The 22,821-nt window shown below is 74.8% G+C and carries 11 protein-coding genes; 2 read left to right on the top strand and 9 right to left on the bottom strand.

Annotation, left to right across the window (positions count from 1 at the left end; translation table 11 throughout):
• Nucleotides 1–103: 103 nt before the first annotated feature.
• Nucleotides 104–1,684, bottom strand: a complete 1,581-nt coding sequence (locus ACW14Y_RS39260; RefSeq protein ID WP_456985199.1) for an amidohydrolase — start codon at nucleotides 1,682–1,684, stop codon at nucleotides 104–106.
• Between the two features lie 249 nt (nucleotides 1,685–1,933).
• Between ACW14Y_RS39260 and ACW14Y_RS39255 the strand changes: the two genes are divergently transcribed.
• Nucleotides 1,934–2,515, top strand: coding sequence for a DEAD/DEAH box helicase family protein (locus ACW14Y_RS39255; RefSeq protein ID WP_380387656.1), 582 nt, complete (start codon nucleotides 1,934–1,936; stop codon nucleotides 2,513–2,515).
• A gap of 61 nt (nucleotides 2,516–2,576) precedes the next feature.
• Here ACW14Y_RS39255 and ACW14Y_RS39250 read toward each other — a convergent pair whose 3' ends face one another.
• A complete protein-coding gene (locus ACW14Y_RS39250) occupies nucleotides 2,577–2,789 on the bottom strand; it encodes an MbtH family protein (RefSeq protein ID WP_380300306.1) in 213 nt (70 codons plus the stop codon).
• 157 nt (nucleotides 2,790–2,946) lie between these two features.
• Here ACW14Y_RS39250 and ACW14Y_RS39245 point away from each other — a divergent pair, with 157 nt between their 5' ends.
• Entirely contained in the window at nucleotides 2,947–4,071 is a 1,125-nt protein-coding gene (locus ACW14Y_RS39245; protein WP_456985198.1) for an alpha/beta hydrolase-fold protein, read from the top strand.
• Nucleotides 4,072–4,112: 41 nt separating this feature from the next.
• Here the strand turns inward: ACW14Y_RS39245 and ACW14Y_RS39240 are convergent, their stop codons facing one another.
• The 7 genes from ACW14Y_RS39240 to ACW14Y_RS39210 form a co-directional block, all read right to left on the bottom strand.
• A complete protein-coding gene (locus tag ACW14Y_RS39240; RefSeq protein ID WP_380300308.1) occupies nucleotides 4,113–5,816 on the bottom strand; it encodes an ABC transporter ATP-binding protein in 1,704 nt (567 codons plus the stop codon).
• A complete protein-coding gene (locus ACW14Y_RS39235; RefSeq protein ID WP_456985197.1) occupies nucleotides 5,803–16,776 on the bottom strand; it encodes an amino acid adenylation domain-containing protein in 10,974 nt (3,657 codons plus the stop codon). The genes ACW14Y_RS39240 and ACW14Y_RS39235 overlap by 14 nt, the downstream gene beginning before the upstream one ends.
• A 40-nt stretch (nucleotides 16,777–16,816) precedes the next feature.
• Nucleotides 16,817–18,628, bottom strand: a complete 1,812-nt coding sequence (locus ACW14Y_RS39230) for an ABC transporter ATP-binding protein (RefSeq protein ID WP_456985196.1) — start codon at nucleotides 18,626–18,628, stop codon at nucleotides 16,817–16,819.
• Nucleotides 18,629–18,674: 46 nt separating this feature from the next.
• Nucleotides 18,675–19,736, bottom strand: coding sequence for an iron-siderophore ABC transporter substrate-binding protein (locus ACW14Y_RS39225; protein ID WP_380394345.1), 1,062 nt, complete (start codon nucleotides 19,734–19,736; stop codon nucleotides 18,675–18,677).
• An 87-nt stretch (nucleotides 19,737–19,823) separates the two neighbouring features.
• On the bottom strand, nucleotides 19,824–20,723 hold the full coding sequence (locus ACW14Y_RS39220; RefSeq protein WP_380439724.1) for an ABC transporter ATP-binding protein: 900 nt from the start codon (nucleotides 20,721–20,723) through the stop codon (nucleotides 19,824–19,826).
• A 38-nt stretch (nucleotides 20,724–20,761) separates the two neighbouring features.
• On the bottom strand, nucleotides 20,762–21,823 hold the full coding sequence (locus tag ACW14Y_RS39215) for a FecCD family ABC transporter permease (RefSeq protein ID WP_380394339.1): 1,062 nt from the start codon (nucleotides 21,821–21,823) through the stop codon (nucleotides 20,762–20,764).
• The gene (locus ACW14Y_RS39210) at nucleotides 21,820–22,815 is read right to left on the bottom strand and encodes a FecCD family ABC transporter permease (protein ID WP_456988373.1); all 996 of its coding nucleotides are present in this window, start codon (nucleotides 22,813–22,815) and stop codon (nucleotides 21,820–21,822) included. The genes ACW14Y_RS39215 and ACW14Y_RS39210 overlap by 4 nt, the downstream gene beginning before the upstream one ends.
• Nucleotides 22,816–22,821: the final 6 nt, after the last annotated feature.

Raw genomic sequence — 22,821 nt, 5'->3', positions numbered from 1 at the left:
GCTGAGGCCCGTACGCCGGGGGGGGCTGGCTTCGCACGGGCGGCACCGGCCGTCGTCCGTCGGAGCGGCTGGTCGACGCCGCGCCCACGCCGTCCGGCGCGGGTCACCGGCCGTCGGTGGGCGTCGCCCTCCGGCCGTCGACGAAGGTCGCCACGATGCCGATCCCGGCGATCCGGGAGGGGTCGACGCGTCGTGGGTCGTCGGCGAGGACGACGAGGTCGGCGCGCTTGCCCGGGGTGAGGCTGCCCGCGCTGTGCTCCCAGTGGCAGGCGCGGGCGGCGGCCGCGGTGAAGGCGTGGAGGGCCTCGTCGACGGTGATCGCCTCGGCGGGGCCGACCGGGCGGCCGGAGGCGGAGGCGCGTTCGACCATGAACTGGACCGCCCGCAGCGGTGCTCCGTCGGTGACGGGGCGGTCCGAGCTGCCCACCAGCGGTACGCCGTGGTCGAGGAAGCCGCGGCCCCGGTAGAGCCAGGGTGAGCGGTCCGGGCCCATCAGGGTCGCGTAGTCGTCGCCGAAGGAGTGGAGGAAGGCCGGCTGGACGACCGCGGCGACGCCGAGGCGGGCGAAGCGCGGCAGTTGGTCGGGGCGGACGAGTCCGGCGTGCTCGATCCGGTGCCGGGCGTCCGGCCGGGGCCGGAGGCGCTGCGCCCGTTCCAGGGCGTCGAGTGCGAGGTCGACGGCGCGGTCGCCGATGGCGTGGACGGCGAGCTGCCAGCCGGCGAGGTGGCCGTCGACGACCAGCCGGGTCAGGTGCTCGGGGTCGTCCTGCAGTTGGCCGGTGTGGTCCAGGCCCTCGTAGGGGGCGGTGAGCGCGGCGGTGCGGGCCATCATGCCGCCGTCGGTGTAGATCTTGAGCGCGCCCAGCGACAGCCAGTCGTCGCCGAACCCGGTGCGCATGCCCAGGTCGAGGGCGCGGGGCAGTCGGTCCTCGCGGTGGGCCTCGCGCGGGCGCAGCGTGTCGGCCGCCGCCATGAGCTGGACCCGCAGGGGCAGGCGCCCCTGGTCGCGCAGCAGTTGGTAGGCGCCGAGCTCGACCGGGCTGTGTCCGAGCAGGCCGCCGCCGATGCCCGCCTCGGCGACGGCGGTGACGCCTTCGGCCAGGCAGGTCCGGGCGGCCCGTTCGACGGCGTCGGCGATCTCGGTCTGGGCGTAGGGCAGCCGGCGGCGGCGGACCTCCGCCATGGCGCTCTCGACCAGGAAGCCGTCCTGGTGCGGGATCCCGGCGGGGAGCAGCTCCAGGACGGCACTGTTGACGACGCAGCCGTGGCCGGAGTCGTGCATCAGGAACACCTTGCGCCCGTGGCTGACGGTGTCGAGTTCGGCGGCGGTGAGGTGCCGGCCGAGGGCCCGCTGGTCGTAGCCCATCACGTCCACCCAGTCGCCGGGCGCGCCCGTGCGGGCGGTCGCTCCGGCGACGGCGGCCAGCACGGCGGCGACCTGCCGGCAGGGGGCGACGCTCGGCGCGGTCTGCTTCAGTCCGGTCCAGGCCAGGTGGACGTGGCTGTCGACGAACCCGGGGAGCACGGTGGCGCCCTGGAGGTCGAGGACCTCGCGGGCGGGCAGGGAGGTGACGGCCTCGTCGAGGCCGACGATCCGGCCCCGCCAGATGCCCAGGTCGTGGGCGACCGGGTGGTCCGGGTCCATGGTGAGGATGTTCGCGTTGGTCAGCCGGCTGCACAGCACGGGCGGGTGCTCCCGCTCAGGCGCCGTCGAAGCGGTCGGTGCTCATGTCCGGATCCTCCATGCGATCGACGCGGGTGGGGTGTTGGACCCGGGCCAGGATACGTGGGCCGGGTCGGGCCGGCCACGGCGCCCGACGGAGTCGAACGGGTCGGCGCCGCGGGTGTCGCCGTGGGTGTCGCCGTGGCCGGCGACGAGGAGCGGGGCCGAAATCGTTCGACCATGATCACGCCAAGCGCCTATGCTGGCCCGATGTCCACCAGCACCCCTCCCACCCTGCTCTTCGTCATCGGCCCGGCGGCGGTCGGCAAGATGACGGTGGGCGGATCGATCGCCGAGCGCACGGGTTTCCGGCTCTTCCACAACCATCTGACCATCGAGCCGCTGCTCCGGCTGTTCCCCTACGAGTCACCGCAGTTCCAGCGTCTGAACCACGCCTTCCGCGAGCAGATCCTGGCCGAGGTCGCCGCCTCGGACCTACCCGGGCTGGTGTTCACCCTGGTCTGGGACTTCGAGGACCCCGAGGACGCCGCACTGGTCGAACGGTACGCGGCCCCCTTCCGCGAGCGCGGCGCCCGGGTGCTGTTCCTGGAGCTGAGCGCCGACCAGGACGTTCGGCTGGAGCGCAACGCGGGTGAGTCGCGGCTCTCGGAGAAGGCGTCCAAGCGCGACCTCGCGTGGTCCAACGCCAATCTGGTCGACATGGACGCCAGGTTCCGGCTCAACTCCGTCGACGACTTCGCGCACCTGCCCGAGGCGCACCTGCTGATCGACAACACCCGGCTGGAGCCGGACACCGTCGCCGAGCTCGCGGTGGCGCACTTCGGGCTCTGAGCGCCCCGGCCGGGGGCCGCGCGAGCGGGGCCCATCGCGACGGGCGGGCGGGTGCCTCCGGTCAGGACTCGGTGGCGGCCGCGAGGGAGCGGGGGCGGAGGTCGGTCCAGTTCGACTCGACGTACTCCAGGGCCGCGTCGCGGGTGGTCTCGGCGAGGACGGTCGTCCATCCTCCGGGGACGTCGGCGAAGGCCGGCCAGAGGGAGTGCTGGCCCTCGTGGTTCACCAGGACCAGGAAGCGGCCGTCGGGGTCGTCGAAGGGGTTGGTGCTCATGTCCGGGTCCTCCATGTCGTCGACAGGGATGCGGTGTTGAACGCGGGTCGGGCGGGTCGGGCGGTTCGGGCGAACAGCCCGGGCCAGGTGACTTAGGCTAGGCTAACCTGGGTTTCGAGCCTAACGTTCTCCCTCCTCCCTCACAAGGAGCCCGGGCATGACCGATCCCGTTCCCGGCCCCCCGGCCGGCTCCGCTCGCCTCGACCCCGCGCACCCCTTCGCCGCGTTCGGGCTGCCCGGCCCGCCCGGCGGCGAGGAGTTCTGGGGCGCGCCGGGCCCCGTCTTCGTACCGGGCCCCGACGGCGGGTGGACGACGCTGTTCCGGTGGCGCGGCGGCCCGGCGGCGGTCGAGTTCGAGAGCTGGTCGAGCCCGGTCCCGATGGTCCGCTGGCGCGACACGGACTGCTGGTACGCCGAGGTGCGGATGCCCGCGCGGCTGCGGGTGACCTACCGGATCCGCGCGGGTGACGACTGGTACGCCGATCCGCTCAACCCGGTCGGGGCCGGCGGCGAGCGGTCCATCGCCGCGACCCCGGACGCCCCGCCGCAGCCGCACTGGCCGGCCGTCGGCGCCGACGACGTGCTGCCGCTGCCGCCCACCCGGATCCGCTGGGCGAGCGGACGGCTCGGCGGTCGGCGCACCGTCCGGGTCCACCCGGTGGCCGGCGGCGGACCGGTGGTGCTGCTGCTCGACGGGGACGACTGGCTGTACCTGCACCCGGCCGTGACCGCCTTCGACGCGGCGGCCGCCGCCGGTGAACTGCCCCCGGTCACCCTGGTCTTCCTGCCCGCCGGGGACCGGCTCGCCGAGTACGCGTGCCGACCGGAGCTGTGGGAGGCGGTGCGGGAGGAGCTGCTGCCCCGGGTGGCCGACTGCGGGGTACCCGGGGACCCGGACCGGCTGGTGGTCGCCGGGCAGAGCCTCGGCGGGCTGAGCGCGGTGTACGCGGCCCTGGAGTTCCCGGACCTGGTGTCCCGGGTCGCCTGCCAGTCGGGGTCGTTCTGGTGGACGCCGGAGGCCTCGGGCCTGGCGGACCCGCTGAGCGGGCCGGTCGGCGGCGCCGTCGCCGCCCGGCTGCGGGAGCGCCCCGCCCCGGCCGGGCTGCGGATCGCCTTCGACCTGGGCGAGCACGAGACCCGGATGCGGCCGCACTGCGAAGAGGTGGAGGGCCTGGTCCGGCGGGCCGGCGCGACCGTGCGGGTGTCGCGGTCGGCCGCCGAGCACGACCGGGCGGGCTGGCGGCAGGCCCTGCTCAGGGATGTCGCCTGGGCCCTGGCCTGACAGCAGGGCCGGGGCCGGGGCCCAGGAGGAGAGCGGTGGCGTCAGCGCGTCACCGCGAGGCAGTACGCCGGGTCGGTGTCCAGCAGCACCCGGTGGGTGCCCTCCGCCTTGACCACGCCGCCGTCCAGGACCAGGACCCGGTCGGCGGCGTCCAGCAGCGCCGGACTGCTGGTGATCACCACCGTGGTCCGGCCCCGCCGCAGCTTCGCGAGCCTGCGGGCGACGAGCTGCTCGGTGACGGCGTCCACGGCCGTCGTCGGGTCCCGCAGCACGAGCACCTCGGTGTCGGCGGCCAGCGCCCGGGCCAGCGAGAGCCGTTGGCGCTGGCCCCCGGAGAGGTTCGAGCCCCGGTCGCGGACCTCGTAGTCGAGCCCCTGCCGGTGCAGGGCCACCACGTCGGTCAGCATCGACGCCTCGACCGCCTCGGGCACCGTGGTGCTCGTCCCGGACGGGTCGATGTTCGAACGGAGCGTGCCCGCGAAGATCTCCCCGTCGTAGGGATTGACCAGGAGGTGCGCGCGGAGCGACTCGACCGACAGCTCCGCGAACGGACGGCCGCCGACCCGCACCTCCCCCTCGTAGGACTCCGGCGGGACGGCCAGGGCCAGCACCGCCGCGAGGTCGGCCGCCGCGCGCGGCTGGTAGGCCGTGACGGCGGTGAACTCGCCGGCCGGGACGTGGAACTTCACCCCCTGCAGGGCGCCGTACCGGACGTTGTCGATCTCCAGGGCGCCACCCGGTGACGGCCGCTCCTCCCCCGGCACCGCCACGGGCGCCGCCGACAGCACCAGGGCCATCCGCTCCGCCGAGGCCCGCGCCATCATCACGTACTTCGGCATGTCCGAGAACAGCCGCAGCGGCTCCATGACGAACTGCGCGAGGCCGACCGCCATCACCAGCTCCCCGATGTCGATCTGCCCGTCGAAGGCCAGCCAGCCGGCCGTCAGGGTGACCGAGACCGCGAGGATCGCGTTCAGCCCCAGGGCGGTGCCCGCGTAGAGGCCGTTCACCCGGGCCACCGTGACCGCCTGCTCCTTCGCCTCCGTGCTGACCCTCCGGTAGGACCGGAACGCCGCGTGGTTGCCGCCGAAGCCGTGCAGCGGGCGCAGGCCGGTGATCAGGTCGGCGACCTTCGCCCCCGCCCGGGCCACCCGGGCCTGCTGCTCCTTGGTGCTGCTGCCGATCCGCCGGGACATCACGCTCAGGACCGAGAGAATGGCGACGGTCCCCACCACGACCAGCAGCCCGAGCCACAGGTTCGCCGTGCCCAGCGCCACCGCCGCGATCAGCACCGCGACCATGGAGCTGATCAGCATCGGCACCACCTCGACGATGTCGGCGGTCTGGTCCGCGTCCTCGGTGGCGATGGTGAGCACCTCGCCGGACTTGAGGCCGGTGTCCCGGGCCACCGGCTGGAGGCCGCAGGCGGCCACCTTCACCCGCCAGCGGTGCGCCTCGGTGGTGTTGGCCTTCTGCAGGACGCGCATGCCGAAGCGCCAGGACAGCGACACCGTGGTGATGATCACCGCCAGCGCGGCGACCGCGAGGGCGAGCGATCCCGGGGAGCGCTCGCGCAGGGTGTGCTCGACGATCAGGCCGAGCGCGATCGGGAAGGCCGTCTCACCGGCCTGGTAGAGGCCCATCAGGACGGTGCCGACGAGCATGGCACGGGTGTTGCGGCGGACCGCCGTCCGGAGGATCCGGGATCCGGGACGGCGGGACCGCCGACTGTCAGGAGTTGTCATCGATGTGGCGCGCAATCGCTTCCGGGGTTCGCAGGGTGAGGAGATCACGGATGGTGATCACGGGGCCGAACTCCCGGCGCAGGAGTCCGGCCAGACGGACGGCCAGCATGGAGTGTCCCCCGAGGGCCAGGAAGTCCCCCACCGCGCTGACCTCCTCGTCGTCCAGGTCGAGGGTCTCCGCGAAGTACCCGCGGACCGAGGTCTCGGTCGCGGTCCGGGGGCCGCGCTCGCCCGCCGTGGTCAGCGCCCCCAGCGGCCGGGCCTCGGGCAGGGCCCGGGTGTCGGCCTTCCCGTTCACGGTGAGCGGGACGGCGTCGACCTGGGCGTAGTGGGTCGGGCGCAGGAAGTCCGGCAGTGCGGCGCCCACCTCGGCGGCGACCGTCGCCAGGTCGGCGCCGTCCAGCACCAGGTAGGCGGCGAGCCGGTGGGCGCCGTCGACGTTGGGGTCGGGCTGGGCGACGGCGGCGGCGAACCGGACCGCCGGGTGCGCCGCGAAGGCGGCCTCCACCTCGCCCAGCTCCACCCGGTGGCCGCGGATCTTGACCTGCTGGTCGGTGCGGCCGAGGTACACCAGATTGCCGTCCGGCCGCCGCAGCACCAGGTCGCCCGTGCGGTACATCCGCTCGCCGGGCGCGCCGAACGGGCAGGCGACGAAGCGGTGCGCGGTCTGGCCCGGCAGGCCCAGGTAGCCCCGGGCGATGCCGACGCCGGCGACGTGGAGCTCCCCGGGCACGCCGTCGGGCACCGGGCGCAGCCACGGGTCGAGCACGTAGACGTCGGTGTTGTCGATGGCGACGCCCACCACCGGGTCCTGGCAGTCGAAGGTGCCGACGCCCAGGGTGTTGATGGTGTACTCGGTGGGGCCGTAGAGGTTGTAGCCGACCGTCCCCGGGGTCCCGGCGAGCCGCCGCCACAGGGTCGGGGTGACCGCCTCGCCGCCGAGCAGGACCAGCGCCGGGCGGCGCTCCGGGTGGTCGAGGAGCCCCTCGGCCAGCAGGTGCTGGGCGTACGTCGGGGTCACGTTGACCACGTCGATCGCGTGTTCACGGCAGTACTCGACCAGGGCGGGCGCGTCCCGGCGGAGTTCCTCGTCGCAGATGTGCACCTCGTGGCCGTCGGCGAGCCAGAGCAGTTCCTCCCACGACATGTCGAAGGCGAAGGACACGGTGTGGGCGATCCGGAAGGTCCGGTGGCCGTGCTCGGCCAGGACCGGGGCGAAGATCCGGCGCTGGTGGTTGATCAGCATGTTGGTGAGGCCGGCGTACTCGGTCACCACGCCCTTGGGCTTCCCGGTCGAGCCCGAGGTGTGGATGGTGTAGGCGGGGTGCCGCAGGCGCCGCGGGTCGTCCGGGGCGAAGGTCGTGAACGGCGCGGCGGCCGGCAGGGGGCGGTCCAGTTCGAGGAGCTCGGCGCGCCCACCGGTCAGCCGCGGGGTCACGGCGCGGACGGTGAGGACCACGTCGGGGCGGACGTCGGCGAGGATCGCGGCGAGCCGCTCGTCCGGGTGGTCCAGTTCCAGCGGGACGTAGGCGGCTCCGGTGCGCAGCACGGCGAACAGGGCGACGATCGAGTCCAGGGAGCGCGGGAGCGCGAGCCCGACCGTGCTGCCGGGGCGGATCCCGCGTTCGACCAGGACGCCGGCCAGGGCGCGGCTGCGGTCCCGGAGTTCGGCGAAGGTCGTCCTGGCGCCGTGCGAGACGAGGGCCGTCCGCTCCGGGGCGCGGTCGGCCGCGAGGTCGAACCGGTCGACCACGGTGTCGGTGCCGATGTCGGTGCGCTCCGCGGGCTCGGGGACCGGTCCGAGGCCGGGCAGGGCGCCCAGCGGACCGGTCGCTCCGGCGAGGTCGGCGAGCACCCGCAGGTAGTCGTCGAGGAGGCGGTTCGCCTCGGCGCTGTCGCCGTGGCGGTGTTCCAGTTTGACGGTGAGCCGGTCGCCGGGGGTGACGACCCAGGTGAAGGGGTAGTGGGTGGAGTCGTCGGCCTTGACCTCGGTGATGCCGTGGCGGGCGTTCATCGCGGTGAAGGCGTCCGGGTCCAGGAAGTTCTGGAGCACGAACAGGTTGTCGAACAGGGTGTCGTGGCCTCCGGCGCGCTGGATCTCGCCGAGCCCGAGGTGCTCGTGCTCCATCGCCTCGACCCGGGCCTGCTGGACGGCGGCCAGGTGGGCCCCGACGGTGTCGCCGGGCCGGGCGCGGGTCCACATCGGCACGGTGTTGAGCAGCACGCCGACGACCTCGGACAGGCCCTCGCCCTCGCGGCCGGAGACGGTGACGCCGAAGACCGCGTCGGCGCGGCCGGTGCGGGCGCCGAGGAGGAGGCCGAAGGCCGCGGTGAGGACGGTGTTCAGGGTGACGCCGTGGGCCTTGGCGGCCGTCCGCAGGAGGTCCGACCGTTCGGTGGACAGGGTGCGCAGCAGCACGGGCGGCAGCCCGTCGGTGAGGGCGGGCTCCGGTCCGGCGAGCAGGGTGGGCCCGGGGAGGCCGGCCAGGTGCTCCGCCCAGAAGCGCTCGGCGGCGGCCCGGTCCCGGGCGGCGAGGGCGCGGGCGCAGTCCTCGAAGGTGGGCAGGGCGGGGCGGGTGTCCGGCCGCTGCCCGGCGAGCACGGCCTCGTAGGCGGCGAAGAGGTCGCGCAGCACGATCTCGCGCGACCAGCCGTCCCACAGCAGCAGGTGGTAGCTGAGCAGCAGTCCGTCGCGGCCGCCGGGCAACCGGACCACGGTGAGCCGGACCAGCGGCGGTTCGGCCGGGTCGAAGCCGGTGCCCCGGTCCCGGGCCCGCAGGGCGTCCACCTCCGCCTCGGTGGACAGTTCGACGGTGCGGACGCCGACCCGCCCGCCGGTGCCGAGCAGCTGGACCGGGTTGCCGTCCTCGTCGGTGGTGAAGCCCGCGCCGACGACGGGGTGGCGGGCGGTCACCGCGGCCAGGGCCTCGGCGAGCGCGTCGGGGTCGAGGCGCCGGTCGAAGCGGAACCAGCTCTGCGCGACGTAGTGCCCGGCCGGGCCGGCCAGCTGGGCCTGGAAGTACAGGCCGCGCTGGAGCGGGGTGACCGGTGCCGTGCGCCCGGCCGTGCCGGCGGCGTCCGCGACGGCCTCCAGGGCCCGCAGCCAGTGGCGGGTGATGGCGTCGGGGACCTCCTCGGCGAGGGTGAAGGCGGCGTGCAGGGCGCCGGTGTCCTCGTCGGTCCAGGCGTTGACCTCCACCGCGTAGGGGCCGGCGCCGTCGTCGCCGGTGACGGTGAGGGCCTGCGACTCGGCGCCCCGGCCGAGGTAGTTGAAGAGCACCTGCGGACGGGCGGTCAGCAGCGGCGCGGTCTGCGGGTTGAGGTAGCGCAGCCGGCCGTAGGCGAGGTGCCCGGCCTCGTCGGGCTGCCGTTCGGCCAGCTCGCGGGCGGCGGCGACGGGGTCGGTGTGCGGGCCGAGCCGGACGGGGGCGACGGCGGTGAACCAGCCGACCGTGCGGGAGTAGTCGTGGTGCTCCAGGACCGGGACCCGGCCGTGCCGCTCCAGTTCGACGGCGAGCTCGGTGGGCTCGGGCTGGACCGAGGTCAGCGCGGTGCGCAGGGCGCCGCAGAGCAGTTCGGTGAGGCCGAGGCCGAGGGCGGCGGGCGCGGTGCGGGTGACCCGGTCGGCGGGCTCGGGCGGGAGCACGACCGTGAGGTCGCGCAGCCGGCCGGGGGGCGCGGGCAGCAGCGGGGGTGCCTGGAGGGTGTCGGTCCAGCGGCCGAGGTCGCCGGTGTCGGCGGCGGCCCGCAGGGTGAGTGCCTCGGCGTACTCGGCGTAGGAGGTGGTCGCCGGGGCGAGGGCCTCGCCGCGCAGGGCGGTGGCGAGGTCGTCCAGCAGGATCAGCCAGGACACCGCGTCGATCGCGAGGTGGTGGACGGTGACCACCACCGTGCCGGTCGGGGCGAGCCGGGTGAACGCGATCACCTCCCCCGCCGCGGGGTCGAGCCGGTCGGCGGCCTCGTCGGCGGCGACCGCGGGGTCGTCGGTGTCCGAGCTGAGGACGGTGGCCGCGCGGGCCGGTCCGGTCCGCAGGGTCCACACCCCGTGGCCTGCGTCGAGCCGCAGCCGCAGGACGGGGTGGGCGGCCAGGACCGCGCTCGCGGCGCGTTCGACGTCGGCGAGGGTGCTGCCCTCGGGCGGGCGCAGGGCCCTGGCCTGGGCGAAGCGGGCGAGGGAGCCGCCGAGTTCGCGCCGGCGCAGGACGATCGGCGTGGGCGGCACCGGCCCGACCCCGTCGGAGGCGGAGGCGGAGGCGGGGGCGGGGACGGAGGCGGGGGCGGGGACGGAGGCGGGGGCGGAGGCGGGAGCAGGTGCCGCGACGGTGCCCGGGAGCCCGGCGAGGGCCCGCGGCGTCCGGTACAGGAAGACGTCGCGCGGCGCGATCCGCAGGCCCAGCGCCCGGGCCCGGTTGACCAGGGTGATCGCCACGATGCTGTCGCCGCCGGCCCGGAAGAAATCGGTGTCGGCGTCCGCGCCGGGGTGCTTCAGGACGTCGGCGAAGATGCCGACGAGCGCGGGCAGCGCCGGCTCTCCCGCCGCCGCAGGGACCTCCGGGACGTCGTCCCGCGCGGCCCGGGCGACCAGGGCCGCCCGGTCCAGCTTGCCGTTGAGGGTCAGCGGCAGGGTGTCGACCGTCAGGACCCGGCCCGGCACCATGTGCGCGGGCAGCTTCGCCGCGAGTTGCGCGGCGAGGTCGGCGGGCGCCCGGCCGACGAGGTGCGCGACCAGGTGGTCGCCGCTGTCCGCCACGGTGACGGCGGCGTCGACCACCCCGTCGAGCTCGCGGATCGCCGCCTCCACCTCGCCGGGTTCGATCCGGAACCCCTTCAGCTGGACCTGGTCGTCGGCGCGGCCGACGAACTCCAGCTCGCCGTCCAGCCGTCGGCGGGCGAGGTCGCCGGTGTGGTACATCCGGGAGCCGTCGCCGGTGAACGGGTCCGCCACGAAGCGGCCCGCGGTGAGGCCGGGCCGGCCCAGGTAGCCGAGCGAGACCTGGTCGCCGGACACGTAGACGGCGCCCGTGCGGCCCGGCGGCACCGGCCGCAGCCGCTCGTCCAGCAGATGGGTGGTCAGGCCCGGGATCGGGCCGCCGATCGGGCTGACCGGCCCGTCGGGGCCGAAGTCCTCGTCGGTCAGCACCCGGTGGGTCACATGGACGGTCGTCTCGGTGATGCCGTACATGTTGACCAGTTCGGGCGAGGCGGTGCCGTGCCGCTCGACCCAGCCGCGCAGCCGCCCCAGGTCCACCGCCTCGCCGCCGAGCACGACCAGGCGCAGGGCGGGCAGGGGCGCGCCGGCGTGCCGGTCGGCCTCGACGAACCGGTGGAAGGCCGAGGGGGTCTGGTTGAGCACGGTCACCCCGCGCTCGCGGACCAGCCGGTGGAAGTCCACCGGGGAGCGGGTCAGCGCGTAGTCGGGCACCAGCAGTTCGGCGCCGTGCAGCAGCGCGCCCCACAGCTCCCAGACCGCGAAGTCGAAGGAGTAGGAGTGGAACTGCACCCAGACGTCGCCCGGCCCGAAGCCCATGGTCGGCCGGGTGTTGGCGAGCAGCGCCACCACGGCGGAGTGCGGTACGACGACGCCCTTGGGGCGGCCGGTGGAGCCGGAGGTGTGGATGACGTACGCGGGGTCGTGCGGGCCGGGTCCGGGCGCTCCGGCGGCATCCTCCGCCGCCTCCGGCAGGTCCTCGCCCCGGACCAGGACCCGGGCCGGGACGCCGGCGCGCTCGAGCAGGGCGGTGAAGCGCTCCCGCTGCTCCGGGTCGACGAGGACGACCCGCGGCGCGGTGTCCGCGAGCACGTACACCAGCCGGTCGTCCGGGTAGGCGGTGTCCAGCGGTACGTAGGCGCCGCCCGCGCTGACGATCGCGACCAGGGCGACCACCTGTTCCACCGAGCGCGGCAGGGCGACCGCCACCGGTCGGCCCGGCCGGACCCCGGCCGCGCGCAGTCCGGCGGCCAACTCCTCCTTGGCCGCCGCCAGTTCGCGGTAGGTCAGCGACCTGGTGGCACCGTCGAGCGCGCACTCGGTGACGGCGGTGGCACCCGGGTCCCGGCGGGCCGCGGCGTCGAACAGGGCGCCGAGGGTGGCCGGGGGGACGGGCGCCGGGCGCGGCTCCGCCGAGGGCACCAGCGCGCCGACCGGGGTGTCCGGACGGGTGAGCAGTCCGGTGAGGGTGCGGGTGAACCGGTCCAGGATGTCCCGGGCGCCGGCCTCCCGCAGCAGCTCCCGGTCGTGGATCAGGGTGAAGCGGGTGCCCCCGTCCGGCGAGCGCTCGACCACCAGGGTCAGCGGGTAGTGCGGGGCGCCCTCGTTGGCCACGCCGGTGAGGACGAGGGTGTCGCCGGGCCGGCGCAGGGCGGCGGTGTCGGTCGCCACGTCGAACACCACCAGGGTGTCGAAGAGCGAGCCGTGGCCGGCCAGCCGGGCGGTCCTGGCCAGCGAGACGTGCTGGTACGGCAGGACGGCGCCCTGGTGCTCGCGCACCGAGGCGAGCAGCTCGCGGGCCGTGGTGTCCGCCGTCCACCGGGCCCGCACCGGAACGGTGTTGATGAACAGGCCGACCATCTCCGCGATGCCCGGCACCTCGGCGTCGCGGCCGGAGACGGTGGAGCCGAGCACCACGTCCGCGGAGTGCAGCACGCCGCCCACGGTCAGCGCCCAGGCGCTGTGCACGGCCGCGCTCGGCGTCACCCCGGCGGACCGGGCGGCCGCGTCGAGGTCGTCGGCCGCCACCGAGATGTCGGCGAACCGGCCGGAGGAGGTGTGCCCCTCGGCGACCAGCGACGGACCGGGCAGTCCGGCGAGTTCGGCGCTCCACACCCGGTCGCTCTCCGCGGTGTCGAGTCCGGCGAGCCGCGCGACCCAGTCGGGGAAGCCGCCGACCGGGTAGGCCGCCCCCGGGGCGTGGTACTCGGCGAGCAGCGCGCGGAGCATCGGCGGCACCGACCAGCCGTCGGCCAGGATGTGGTGCACGGTCTGCACCAGGACGTGCCGGCCGGGCTCCCGGTCGCGGAACAGCGTGTACCGCATCAGCGGGCCGGCGGCCAGGTCGAAGCCGGCCCTGCGGTCCCGCTCGGCGTGGCTGCGCAGCTCCTCGTCGGTGAGGCCGGGCCGGTCGAGGGTGGTGAACGGCACCGCCGCGCCGCGCTCCAGGACGGAGACCACCCGCCCGTCGGCGAGGGCGGTGAAGCGCGCGCCCAGGTTCGGGTACAGGGTGAGCAGTCGGGTCGCCGCGGCCGCGAGCCGGTCGGCGTCGAGCTCCCCCTCCAGGGTGAGCAGTTGCTGTTCGACGTAGCTGCCCGCGGAGTCGTCGTCGAAGACCGAGTGGAAGTACAGCCCTTCCTGGAGCGGGGTCAGGGGCAGGACGTCGTCCAGGGCGGGGCCGTCCAGGGCGTCGACGTCGGCCTGGGTCAGCCGCACCAGCGGGAAGTCGCTCGGTGAGTGGCCGCCCCGGTCGAGGGCGGCGATCCCGGCGAGGGCGGTCCGGAAGTGGCCGCCGAGCGCCTCCACCTCCTCGTCGGTGAACATCCCCTCGGGCCAGGAGACGGTGGTGACCAGCCGGTAGCCGCCGGACCCGGCGGGTTCGGCGATCGCGTTGAACTCCAGGGCGCGGGGCAGCCGCATCCCCGGGTCGCGCCGCTCCCCCAGGTGGCCGGTCGGCCCCGCGAGCTGCCAGTCGCCGGGGGCGCCCGCGTCGAAGCGGCCGAGGTAGTTGAACAGGACCTGCGGCGCGGGGGCGGCGAAGGCGGCGCCGTGCAGGTGGCGCAGCGCGCCGTAGGAGAGGCCGTGGCCCGGGACGCGGGCGAGGTCCTCCTTGACCGCCTTGAGGGCGGCGGCGAGGTACTCGGGCGAGGTGAGGTCCTCGGCCGCGCCGGGGTCCACGGTCACCGGGAAGAGCGTGGTGAACCAGCCGACGGTCCGGGAGAGGTCCGGCTCGGTCCCGTCGGCGCCGGCCACGTGGCGCGCCTCTCGCCCGTGGCCCTCCAGCTCGATGTGCGCGAAGGTCTGTTCCTGGCCCCGGTCGCGGCGCCAGTGGGCGAGGGCGACGGCGAGCACGGTCAGCAGGACGTCGTTGACACCGGCGTGGAACCGCGCCGGGACCTCGCCCAGCAGCGGGCCGGTGAGCCCGGGGCCGACCGTGAAGGTCCGTCGGCGTTCCCGCGCGACCGTGTCGTCCGCGGCGAGCGGCCGTCGGCCCAGCGGCGCGTCCGGTCCCGGCAGGGGGCGTGCGTAGTGGGCGCGGTCGGCGTCGAAGTCCGCGCCCTCCAGCAGTTGGGTCCAGCGCCGGAACGAGGTTCCCACCGGGGGCAGTTCGACCGGCTCGCCCTCGGCCCGGCGGCGCCAGGCGGTGGCGAGGTCCTCGCGCAGGACGTGCCAGGACACCCCGTCGACCACCACGTGGTGGACCACGAGGACGAGTTGGCGGGCCTCCCGGCGCCAGACGGCCCGCAGCATCACGCCGCGGTCCGGGTCCAGCCGTGCGGTGGCGAGGTCCGCGCAGGCGTCCAGGGGCAGGTCGCTCTCCTCCCAGGCGGCCACCTGCGCGGGCTCCGCCTCCGGGACGTCGAAGCCCCACTGCTCGCCCCGGACCAGCCGGGCGCGCAGCATGTCGTGCCGGGCCACCACGGCGCCGAGGACGGCGTCGAGGGCCTCGGCGGTGAGTTCGGCCGGGGTGGTCAGCACGACCGACTGGACGAAGCCGTCGACCGCGTCGGTGCTCCCGCCGAGCCAGCGCAGGACGGGCGAGCCGGTGACGGCGCCGGTGGCGACGTCCTCGTGGTCCGCCCGGGCCGTCTCCTCGCGGCTCGCCACGGCCGCCAGGGCGCCCAGGACGCTGTTGGCGAAGAGCTGGCGCGCGGTGACGTGGAGGCCCGCCCGGCGCAGCGCGGTCAGCAGCGAGATCGCCAGGATGCTGTCCCCGCCGAGCCGGAAGAAGTCCTGGTCGACCCCGGCGTCCTCCAGCCGCAGCACCTCCGCGACGGCCGCGCACACGGCCCGCTCGTCCTCGGTGACCGGCCGGGCCGAGGAGGCCGGCGCCGGTCCGGGTTCGGGCAGGGCACGCCGGTCGAGCTTGCCGTTCGGGGTCAGCGGGAACTCCGGCAGCACGACGACGTGGGCGGGCACCATGTACTCCACCAGGTGCCCGGTGGCCCACTCCCTGACGTCCTCGGCCCGCAGGTCCTCGTGACCGGCCGCCGGGATCACGTACCCGACCAGGTAGGTGCCGCCCGCGCTGTTCTTCTTCGCGACGACGCAGGTGTGCCGCACCCCGGGGTGTTCGGCGAGCCCGGCCTCGACGTCCTCCAGTTCGAGCCGCATGCCGCGGACCTTGACCTGGTTGTCGGCGCGGCCGAGGAAGTCCAGCGAGCCGTCCGGGGCGAACCGGGCGAGGTCGCCGGTCCGGTAGAGCCGTGACCCGTCGTCCGCGAAGGGGTTGGCGACGAACCGGGCGGCGGTGAGACCGGGCGCGCCGACGTAGCCCCGGCCCAGCAGGAAGCCGCCGACGTAGAGTTCGCCGCCGACGCCGACCGGGACCGGGCGCAGCTCGTCGTCGAGGACGTACAGCTGGGTGTTGGGGTTGGCCCGGCCGATGGAGGTCGACAGGCGTTCCGCCTCGCCCCGGTAGACGACGTGGGAGACGCCGATCGTGGTCTCGGCGGGACCGTAGCCGTGGTACATCGGGATCCCGAGCCGGGTGCGGTACCGCTCGTACAGTTCGGGGGTGAGCACCTCGCCGCCGCACCACACATGGCGCAGGCTGTCGAGGCGCGCGGTGTCGCCGGCGATCTCCAGCAGGACGTCCAGCATCGACGACACCAGGTAGGTGAAGGTGACGCGCTGCTCGGCGATCACGTCCAGCATGTGGTGCGGGTCGCGCTCGCCGCCCGGCCTCAGGACCACCAGCCGGGCGCCGCACACCAGCGGCAGGAAGATCTCGTTGACGGAGATGTCGAAGGAGAGCGGGGCCTTGAACAGGGAGGCGTCGTCGTGGCCGAAGCCCAGGATCTCGTGGACCTGCCACAGCAGGCGTTCGCTGATCGCCTCGTGACGGATCATCGCGCCCTTGGGGCGGCCGGTGGAGCCGGATGTGAAGATCACATAGGCGAGCGAGTCGCCGCGGACGGTGGTCCCCGGGTCCTGGACGGGGTGGGCGCCGTAGCGCCAGTCGTCGAGGTCCACCGCGAGGGCGTCCGGTTCGCCGGGGCCGGGCCGCCCCGCGCGGTCGAGCTGTACGGCGACCCGGGCGTCGGCGATCACGACGGCGCGGCGCGCGGCGGGCCACCTCGGGTCGAGCGGGACGAACGCGCACCCGGCCCGGAGCACGGCGAGCAGGCCGATCACCATCTCGGCGGAGCGGTCGAGCGAGATGCCGACGGTCTGCTCGGCGGTCAGGCCCCGGCCGAGCAGCTGGTGGGCGAGCTGGGCGGAGAGCTCCGCCGCCCGACGGTAGGTCAGCGACCGGTGCTCGTCGACGAGGGCGACGGCGTCCGGCCGCAGCCGGGCCTGTTCGAGGAAGAGTTCCACGACGGTCGGCCGGACCCGGTCGGCGGCGGTGTCGTTCCACGCGGCCAGGGCCGCGAGCCGCTCGGCCGCGCCGGACGGGCCGATGGTGCCGACGGGCCGGTCGGGGAAGTCCGCCAGGTCGTCGAGCGCGCGCTGCGCCTCGTGGGTCGGGACGCCCGCGGGCACGGTGATCCGGATGCCGTCCGGGGCGGCCGCGCCGACGTCCCAGCCCCGGGGCGCGCCGCCGCCGCCGGCGACCCAGCCGAGCACGTCGGCGAACCGGGTGCCGGGCGCCAGGTCGAGCCCGTCGGGGCTGCGGCCGGTCGCCCAGTACGAGAGGCCGACGGCGGCCGCCTCGGCCATGGTCCGGTCGGACCAGTCGCCCGCGCGCCGGCGCAGGCCGGCCAGACGGGCGGGCGAGAACAGTACGGGACGAGCACTCGGTTCCGTCATTCGACGACTCACCCTCCCCAGAAACTTAGGTCAGCCTAACCTAACTCAGCCTCACCCGGCTGTCTCCCCTCCAGGCCCGCCAGAGCTCCGCGTAACGGCCGCCCAGGGCGACCAGTTCCTCGTGGCTGCCCTGCTCCACGACCCGCCCCGCGTCCAGCACCGCGATCCGGTCGGCCGCCATCGCCTGGGTCAGCCGGTGGGCCACGAACAGCGTGGTCCGCCCCGCGCAGGCGGCCCGGACGGCCCGTTCCAGTTCGGCGGCACCCTCGCTGCCGGCCTCCGCGGTCGACTCGTCGAGCACCACCACCGGCGCCCGGCCCAGCACCAGACGGGCCAGGGCCAGCTGGGCGACCTTGGTGCCGTCCAGCCGCTCACCGCCCTCCCCCACCGGCGTGGCCAGCCCCTCGGGCAGGGCCTCGACCCACTCGGCGGCGCCCACCGTGCGCAGCGCCCCGGCCAGTTCGGCGTCGGTGGCCGCCGGCGCCGCCAGCCGCAGGTCCTCGGCCAGCGGGCCGGAGAACACGTGGGTCTCCTGGGTCAGGACGCTCACCAGCGCCCGCGCCTCGACCTCGTCCAGGTCGGCGAGGTCGCTCGACCCGATCCGGACCGAGCCGGACTGCGGGGTCTCGATCCCGGCGACGAGGGCGGCCAGCGTCGACTTGCCCGCGCCGGTCGCCCCCACCAGCGCCAGCGAACCCCCCGCCGGGATCGTCAGGGTGACGTCCCGCAGGACCGGTTCCTCCGCGCCGGGATAACCGAAGGTCAGCCCCTCCACCGCCACCGGGCACGGGACGACACCCCGCGGCGCCGCGTCCGGGTGGCCCACCAGCCGCTCCGCCTCGGACTCCGCCAGCACCCCGACCAGCCGGGTCAGACTCGCGCCCGACTTCTGCGCCTCGTCGAAGGTGAACATGATGGCGCCCAGCGGCGTGAACAGGCGGTGGAACACCAGCGGGGCCGCCGACACCGCGCCGAGTCCGGCCGAACCCGTCTCCAGCAGGACGTAGCCCACCAGGAGGATCAGGACCAGCCCGATGAACTCCGCCCGGTTCTCCCGGCCGACGAACCGGCCGAACAGCCGGAACACCTCGATCCCGTGGTCCCGCACCCGCCGCGAGTCGGTGGCGACCTTCTCCCGGAACGCCTCCTCCAGCCGGTACGCCCGCACCGTGCCGATGCCGTTCAGACCGCTGATCAGCGCCTGCGCGCGATCGGCCTGGGCGGCCCGCTGCTTGCGGTAGAGCGGGGCGGACCGGGGCAGGTACCAGCGCAGCGCCAGCCCGTACGCCGGCAGCGCGCAGGCGCCCGCCAGGCCGAGCCGCCAGTCCAGCCCGAACATGCCGACCGTGGCGACGGCCACCAGCACGCCCGCGGAGAACACGGTGGGGACGGCCGCCCGGATGCCCCTGGACAGCACGGCGACGTCGTCGCCCACCCGGGAGAGGACGTCACCCCGGCCCACCTGCTCCACCCGGCCGACCGGCATGCCCAGCACGGCCCGGACGGCGCCCTCCCGCAGGTGCGCGAGCAGGTCCGCGCCGAGCCGCCCGATCAGGTAGGTCGACGCCGCGGTGGCCGCCGCGCCGAGCAGCGCGGAGACCACCATCAGGACCCCGGTGCCCAGCAGGGCCGAGCGCGGCTCGCCGCCGACCACCCCGTCGACCACCCGGCCGAGCAGGAGGACCGGGAGCATCTGGAGCGCCGCCCCGGCCACCGTGCTGAGCACGGTGGCCGCCGTCAGCCACGGGGTCTCGCGGCAGCGGGAGAGGACCCACCGGGCCGCCTCCCGGCCGCTCGTGGTGCGCAGGGTGGCGGCGGCGGGCGGAGCGACGCGCTCCTCCGTGGTGGTCACACCCGGGTCCTTCCTCCGGACGGGGGACCGGCCGGCCGGGGGCGGCTCACCCCTGGCCGACCGACTTGACGATCTCGTCGATGGCGTACGGCAGCGAGAGCAGGGTGACCTGGGACATCGCGGCACCGACCGCGGGGCCCTCGCTGTCCAGCAGGTAGGACACCTTGCCGGCCTTGGTCACCTTGAGGTTGGCGAAGAGGTCGAACTTCTTCAGCGCGTCGGTGTCGGCCTTGTCGTTGATGACGAAGACCCGGTCGACATCGATCAGGTCCATCCGCTCCGGGGAGAGCTGGGTGGAGAACTCGCTGCCCGCGATCCGGTCGATCTCGGTCTGCCCCTTGAAGCCCATGCCGGACAGCAGCTGGCCCCGCACGTCGGTGGTGGTGAAGGGGGTCACCGAGTCCTTGTACCACGACAGCGCGACGGCGGTCTGGCCGGCGAACTCCGGGTGCGCCGTCCTGACGGCGGCGAGCTTGTCCTGGATGCCCTGGACCAGTTGCTTGCCCTCGTCGGCCCGGCCGAGCGCCTTGGCGATGTGCAGGGCGTTGTCCTGCCACGGAGCGCTGAACGGCTCCTTCTCCGCCTTGGTGCGGCCGACCGTCGGAGCGATCTTCGAGAGCTTGTCGTAGGCGGCCCGGTCGATCTCGGAGTAGACCGCGACGATCAGGTCGGGCCGCAGGGACGCGATCTTCTCGAAGTTGGGGCCGGCGTCGCCGTTGTTGAGGACGACCTCGGGCTTGGCGTCGCCCCACTTGTCCTTCACCCAGGGCCACTGGGTGTTGATGTCGGGGCTCTGGCCCGCCGGGTTCGGGTACTGGTCGACCATGCCGACCGGCTTGATGCCGAACGCCAGCACGGCCTGGTCGTCCGTGTAGCCGACGGTGACGACCCGCTTGGGGGCCTTCTCGACCTTCGTGGATCCGAACGCGTGCTCCACCGTCACCGGGAAGGTGCCCGCCGAAGTCCCGCCGGCGGCCGTGTCGTTGGCGGCCTTGCCCGTCGCGTCGGACCCGCAGCCCGCGAGCAGGCCCACGCCGAGCGCCGCGGCGGCCACGGTCGCCGCCAGCCGCCGCCGGCGCTTCGTACGTGTCGTTCGGTCGAGGAGCATCCGGAATCCCTTGCTGTCGTGCCGTCAGCCGAAACCCCCTCAGCGGGGGAGGCAAACGCTATCCTGGGTTTGTGAGGTAAGCCTAGCCTAAGTTGCGGTATCTACGTCCCGTTTCATCCCGCTCCGGACGTGCGTCCGTCCGATCGGCACGATGAGCGGCCGGTCCCCCACCGGATCGTCGATCACCCGGGCCCGCAGGCCGAACGCCTCGTGCAGCAGCTCGGTGGTCACCACGTCGCGCGGGTGACCCTGCGCCAGCACCGAGCCCGCCTTCATGACGATCAGGTTGTCGCTGTAACGGGCGGCCAGATTGAGGTCGTGCAGCACCATCACCACGGTGCGCCCCGACTCGTGCAGATCGTCCACCAGGTCGAGCACGTCGATCGCGTGCGCGAGGTCCAGATAGGTGGTGGGCTCGTCGAGCAGCAGCAGATCGGTGCCCTGGGCGAGCGTCATCGAGATCCAGACCCGCTGCCGCTGACCGCCCGAGAGCGAATCGACCGGGCGGTCGGCCAGGTCGGACACCCCGGTCATGGCCAGCGCGTCCTCCACCACCGAGGCGTCGTCGGAGGACCACTGCCGCAGCCAGCTCTGGTGCGGGTGCCGGCCCCGGGCGACCAGGTCCGCCACCGTCAGGCCCTCCGGCGCGACCGGCGACTGCGGCAGCAGGCCGAGCCGCTTCGCCACGTCCCTGGTCCGCAGCGTGGCGATGTCCTCGCCGTCGAGCACCACCGAGCCCCGGCTCGGCCTGAGCAGCCGTGACAGGGTGCGCAGCAGGGTGGACTTGCCGCACCCGTTCGGGCCGATGATCGTGGTCACCAGCCCGGTGGGGATCGTGACGTCCAGCGCGTCGATCACGGTCCGCTCGCCGTACCCGACGGTGACGCCCCGGGCGGCCAGCCGCGGCGCGACGGCCCCGGCCTCGACTTCTGTGCTGTTCCCGGTCGTTCTGCCGGGACGGCTCCCGGTGATGGAGTCGGCGACCATGGCTCCCTTTCGGTTCGGGCCTGCGTGCTTCTTGTCGGCTAACGGCGGTTGGCGCGCACCAGGAGGTACACCAGGAAGGGGCCGCCGATCGCGGCGGTGACCACGCCGACCGGCAGGGTCACCGGCAGCGCCGTCCGGGCCACCAGGTCCGATCCGATCAGCAGCAGCGCCCCCACCGTGGCGGAGGCCACCAGCGGCGGTGTCGGGTGCTTGGTCAGACGCATCGCCACCTGCGGCGCCACCATGGCGACGAAGGGGACCGGACCGGCCGCGCTCACCGCGAACCCGGCCAGCAGCACCGCGCACAGCAGCAGCACCGCTCGCACCCGGGTGTACCGGACGCCCAGGCCCGCGGCCACGTCGTCGCCGAACTGCATCGGCTTGAACTGGAAGGCGGCGCCCGTCACGACGGCCAGCACGGCCAGGGTGCCCCAGAGCGCCGTCGCGACCTCGTCCCAGGAGCGGTTGTCCAGCGAACCGACCAGCCACGCCTGGGCCCTGGCCACGTCCCTGATGTCGGCGGTGGCCAGCAGCCAGGTCGTGAGCGCCTCCGTCACCGCGCTGACCGAGATGCCGATCAGGACGAGCCGGAAGCCGTCCACCCCGCGCCGCCAGGCCAGGAAGTACACCAGCAGTCCCGTGCCGAGACCGCCCAGGAGCGACGCCCCGGAGAGGCCCACCGCGCTGACGACCGCGGCGGCCGACCCGCCCGACACCGTCACCAGGAACACCGCGACCGCGCTCGCCCCGCCGGTGATCCCCAGGATGTCAGGGCTGGCCAGGGGGTTGCGGGCGATCGACTGGGTCAGCGCCCCGGACACCCCGAGGGCGACCCCCACGACCAGCCCGGCCAGGGCCCGCGGCAGCCGCAGGTCCATGATCACGAACTGGTCGACCCGCTCGCCGCCGCCGAAGAGGGTGGCGACCACCTGCGGCAGGCCGATGGGGAAGTCCCCGTGGGCGATGGACAGGCAGAACAGGAGGAAGGTCACCGCCGCCAGCAGCAGCGTGACCAGGACGACCCTGGGCCGCCAGACGAACGACATCCCGCCGAGCCGCACACCCGGTGCCACGGCCCGCTTCACCACTGTCACGTTCATGCGCTCCTGAACTTCCCTCGCCACACCAGGACCGCGAAGAACGGGGCGCCCAGCAGGGCGACCAGCACACCGGCGTCCAGTTCGCCCGGTCGGACCACCACGCGCCCCACGATGTCGCACACCAGCAGGACGACCGCGCCGAGCAGGCCCGCGTACGGCACCAGCCAGCGGTAGTCCGGCCCGGCGAGGTAGCGCGCCACATGCGCCACCATCAGGCCGAGGAAGGCGATCGGGCCGCAGGCCGCCGTGGCCGCGCCCGCCATCAGGGTGATGGCGACGATGCCGACGGTCCGGATCAGGGTGATGTTCACCCCGAGGCCCCGCGCCACGTCGTCCCCGAGGTTGAGCAGGTTGACGGAGGGCAGCACGGCCAGGGCCAGCACCAGGCCGACCACGACGAACGGCGTCACCGGCCAGATGACCCGGAACGGGACGCCGGCCAGCGAGCCGGTGTTCCAGAACCGGAGGGCGTTCAGGGCCGCCTTGTCCGACAGCGCGATCGCGGTGGTCATCGCCGCGAGGAACACCGCGACGCCCTGGCCCGCCAGGGCGAGCGTCAGCGGATTCCCGGCCCCGCGGCCGATGCTGGACAGCCCGAACACCACCACCCCGGCCAGCCCGGCGCCCAGGAACGCGAACCAGACGTACTGGAACGGGTCGGTGAGGCCGAACAGGGAGATCGCCGACACCACCGCGAAGGAGGCGCCGGTGTTCACCCCCAGCAGGCCGGTGTCCGCGATCGGGTTGCGGGTGAACCCCTGGATCAGCGCGCCGCCGACCCCCAGGGCGATGCCCGCCAGGATCGCGAGCACCGTCCGGGGCAGCCGCACGGTCTGCACGATCAGCCGGATCTCGGTCGCGCGCTGGTCCGCGTCCGGCCCGGCGAACAGTCCGTGCCACACCTCGGCCGGGCTCAACGCCCGCGCGCCGACGGCGACCGAGACCACCGCGGCGACCAGGAGCAGGACGGTGATCGCCGCCAGCCCCGTGATCCGCCG

It is taken from the genome of Kitasatospora sp. cg17-2 (genome assembly GCF_054031055.1).
Note: the sequence above shows the minus strand (reverse complement) of the source record. Positions and strands in the feature narration are given on the sequence as shown.

Bases quoted from the DNA above. Each gene is read 5' to 3' on its own strand.
- ACW14Y_RS39250 (WP_380300306.1), bottom strand. From the start codon at position 2,789: ATGAGCACCAACCCCTTCGACGACCCCGACGGCCGCTTCCTGGTCCTG.
- ACW14Y_RS39255 (WP_380387656.1), top strand. From the start codon at position 1,934: ATGTCCACCAGCACCCCTCCCACCCTGCTCTTCGTCATCGGCCCGGCG.
- ACW14Y_RS39215 (WP_380394339.1), bottom strand. From the start codon at position 21,823: ATGAACGTGACAGTGGTGAAGCGGGCCGTGGCACCGGGTGTGCGGCTC.
- ACW14Y_RS39220 (WP_380439724.1), bottom strand. From the start codon at position 20,723: ATGGTCGCCGACTCCATCACCGGGAGCCGTCCCGGCAGAACGACCGGG.
- ACW14Y_RS39245 (WP_456985198.1), top strand. From the start codon at position 2,947: ATGACCGATCCCGTTCCCGGCCCCCCGGCCGGCTCCGCTCGCCTCGAC.
- ACW14Y_RS39235 (WP_456985197.1), bottom strand. From the start codon at position 16,776: ATGACGGAACCGAGTGCTCGTCCCGTACTGTTCTCGCCCGCCCGTCTG.
- ACW14Y_RS39240 (WP_380300308.1), bottom strand. From the start codon at position 5,816: ATGACAACTCCTGACAGTCGGCGGTCCCGCCGTCCCGGATCCCGGATC.
- ACW14Y_RS39225 (WP_380394345.1), bottom strand. From the start codon at position 19,736: ATGCTCCTCGACCGAACGACACGTACGAAGCGCCGGCGGCGGCTGGCG.